Raw genomic sequence first — 2,212 nt, forward strand, 5'->3', positions numbered from 1 at the left:
CCTGCCGATTCCGATTGGCATGCCGACGCTGGGCGCTTCGTTGTCTACCCAGTCGGGCCTGCTGTTCTTCGCCGGTACCCAGGACTTCTACCTGCGTGCCTTCGACAGCGGCAACGGCAACGAAATCTGGAAGGCCCGTCTGCCAGTCGGCAGCCAGTCCGGCCCGATGACCTACGTGTCGCCCAAAACCGGCAAGCAGTACATCCTGCTCACCGCCGGCGGTGCACGCCAATCGCCGGATCGTGGCGATTACGTGATTGCCTACGCGTTACCCAAGTAACGTGCTTCAACGTTGAGGGGCAGATTTTGCCCCTCGATTTGTCATGTCACATGCTGGATGTCTTGCGGACAGATGGATGCTATTGTTGGCTTGTGAAGTAAATGGCCATTTTGGATAGCCAATCCGAATAATGAGTGTGTTCACTGCTGGGCTCGAAATAGCACCCCAATGTGGTTGCCATTATTTCGCTGTAGTCTGTTTCTGTCATGGGCTGGCTTAACAGATGCTCAATTTCTTTTTACGCTATCTCGCAAACAGCTCAAGGGTTCACATTTTACGATCTCTTCAAACACGTGATTGCTGTCCGAGAACTCTTCCGTCCAGTCCTGATGAAAATAGCAGCCTAGTAATCGGCTCAGGTTGGCGTATTGATCTGTTTTCATGAGGATGTCCGGCTTTTTGTTATTGGGGCAGGCTTCAATTTTTGATAATTGATGATATAAGGTGCGAATCTATTTGATATGAATGGGCGAGGCGGAATTGTTGGTGGGATGTTATTAGGCTGCAGTTTGGCTTTGCGTTTAGGAATGGGCGATTATTCTTTTGACAAGATACTCATAAAAATTCGCTGCATAGAGGATCGCTGCTCCTGAAGGTATTTTCAAGAAGATCTGGTATTCATTGTTTTTGTAAGTGTTATAGTCAAAGAAGAAAACTTCGCCCAGGTCCGTTCTGCTGATGACCAATTTTTCTGGGGTGGTCGACTTGTTTTTGAGTCCGTTAATATGTTGGAAGACAATATCTCCACCCTGTATGTCATCGAAGTCCATGCCGTAGATACTGTAAATCTCCTCGGTGCCTACTTCTCTTCCCGCATAATTTCGTAAAAACCATTTGTAGGAGTCAGGCAGTGGGTGACCTAAACGCTGTTCTGCCTTAATAATCAACTCATCGGCCACAGCGTCGGCAGGTGTTCCAAATGCTGCTACATTCTCATGTGTCTTTATAAGGTTTCCAAGATCAAATGCTGTCAAATTAGTCATTTCATTACTCGTGAGTATTCGCGCAGTTAAATCTAGTTCCACCTCTTGTATCTGCTCCTGAAAATTCAAATAGTTCAGTATTTTTTAGAGGCTTTCCACGCTCATCTGTTGACTTTGGTTACGTTTGAGTAATCGCCGAACTCGGGGATTTTTTCGTAATTGTCTTTAGGCTCGAAATGCGATTTGGCTACCTCAAGCTTATGTGGGTTTAGCTGCTCCCGACGAATCAAAAGCTCGCCGCTTTCTTTGAAGATGTAGCTGGTTCCAACTGAGATTTTCCCAGCGTCATCAAATTCACGATGGGTTGCCATCGTGAGGAAAAGCGTTTCTGAATCCAGGCATTGAAACTGATAGGTAAGGTATTCGCGCTGATGGTCATCCAGAAATCCAACGCCCACCATGTTCTTGTCTAAAATCATTTCTACGAAACAAGCTGGTTTAGAGTCTGAGCCTATCAACGCTGTATAAGGCTTTTTAGCCAAATGCAAAGCGTTGGCGGTAGCCTCGTCCATAGGGTCGATTGCACGATGCTTGAGGCGAAACCAGGACTTGCAATAAAAAATAGAAGGACTCATCAATACACCTTTCCGTTGATATCTCTTATTAAAACTCCTGCTTTGTCTGCAGAGTCTAAAATAGTTTGGGGTATTATACCTGTTTGAGGTGGGACTTCCAGTATCAAAGCGCCCTGTAATTTTTGTCCTGCCAAAGAGCCGCTGGATGGAACATTCGCTATAGTAGAGCCGCTCGGGTACTTTGATATTGCTTCATTTATATAGCTTTTGGCGGTGGATTCAGATATCTTTGAAAATTGAGTTAATTTACGTGATATGATTTCCCCAGTTGTTGGGTTGTATGAGTCTAGTCGGTAATAGCCATTGCCGTCAGGCCTCTGTATGTAGACCTCATTGTAGGGGTGATTTTTTGATTGAACTCTATTAAACTCGTT

General features: G+C 45.5%; 4 protein-coding genes and 2 pseudogenes. 1 reads left to right on the forward strand and 5 read right to left on the reverse strand.

Going from position 1 to position 2,212, the window contains the following annotated elements; all coding sequences use genetic code 11:
- Positions 1–280 (forward strand): annotated as a pseudogene (locus AO277_RS12715) (membrane-bound PQQ-dependent dehydrogenase, glucose/quinate/shikimate family); the annotation flags it as partial.
- Positions 281–359: 79 nt separating this feature from the next.
- Here AO277_RS12715 and AO277_RS29425 read toward each other — a convergent pair.
- From AO277_RS29425 to AO277_RS12735, 5 genes and pseudogenes are all read right to left on the reverse strand, one after another.
- On the reverse strand, positions 360–488 hold the full coding sequence (locus AO277_RS29425) for a hypothetical protein (RefSeq protein ID WP_306600204.1): 129 nt from the start codon (positions 486–488) through the stop codon (positions 360–362).
- 19 nt (positions 489–507) lie between these two features.
- Complete coding sequence (locus AO277_RS29120; protein ID WP_236691254.1) at positions 508–663, reverse strand: contact-dependent growth inhibition system immunity protein; 156 nt, start codon at positions 661–663, stop codon at positions 508–510.
- A 138-nt stretch (positions 664–801) separates the two neighbouring features.
- On the reverse strand, positions 802–1,263 hold the full coding sequence (locus AO277_RS12725) for an SMI1/KNR4 family protein (RefSeq protein ID WP_099259006.1): 462 nt from the start codon (positions 1,261–1,263) through the stop codon (positions 802–804).
- Between the two features lie 101 nt (positions 1,264–1,364).
- Positions 1,365–1,838, reverse strand: coding sequence for a lytic transglycosylase (locus AO277_RS12730; RefSeq protein ID WP_099259004.1), 474 nt, complete (start codon positions 1,836–1,838; stop codon positions 1,365–1,367).
- Positions 1,838–2,212: pseudogene (locus AO277_RS12735) on the reverse strand (hypothetical protein); the annotation flags it as partial. The pseudogene AO277_RS12735 and the gene AO277_RS12730, both read right to left, overlap by 1 nt.

It is taken from the genome of Pseudomonas amygdali, assembly GCF_002699855.1.
GTDB lineage: Bacteria > Pseudomonadota > Gammaproteobacteria > Pseudomonadales > Pseudomonadaceae > Aquipseudomonas > Aquipseudomonas amygdali.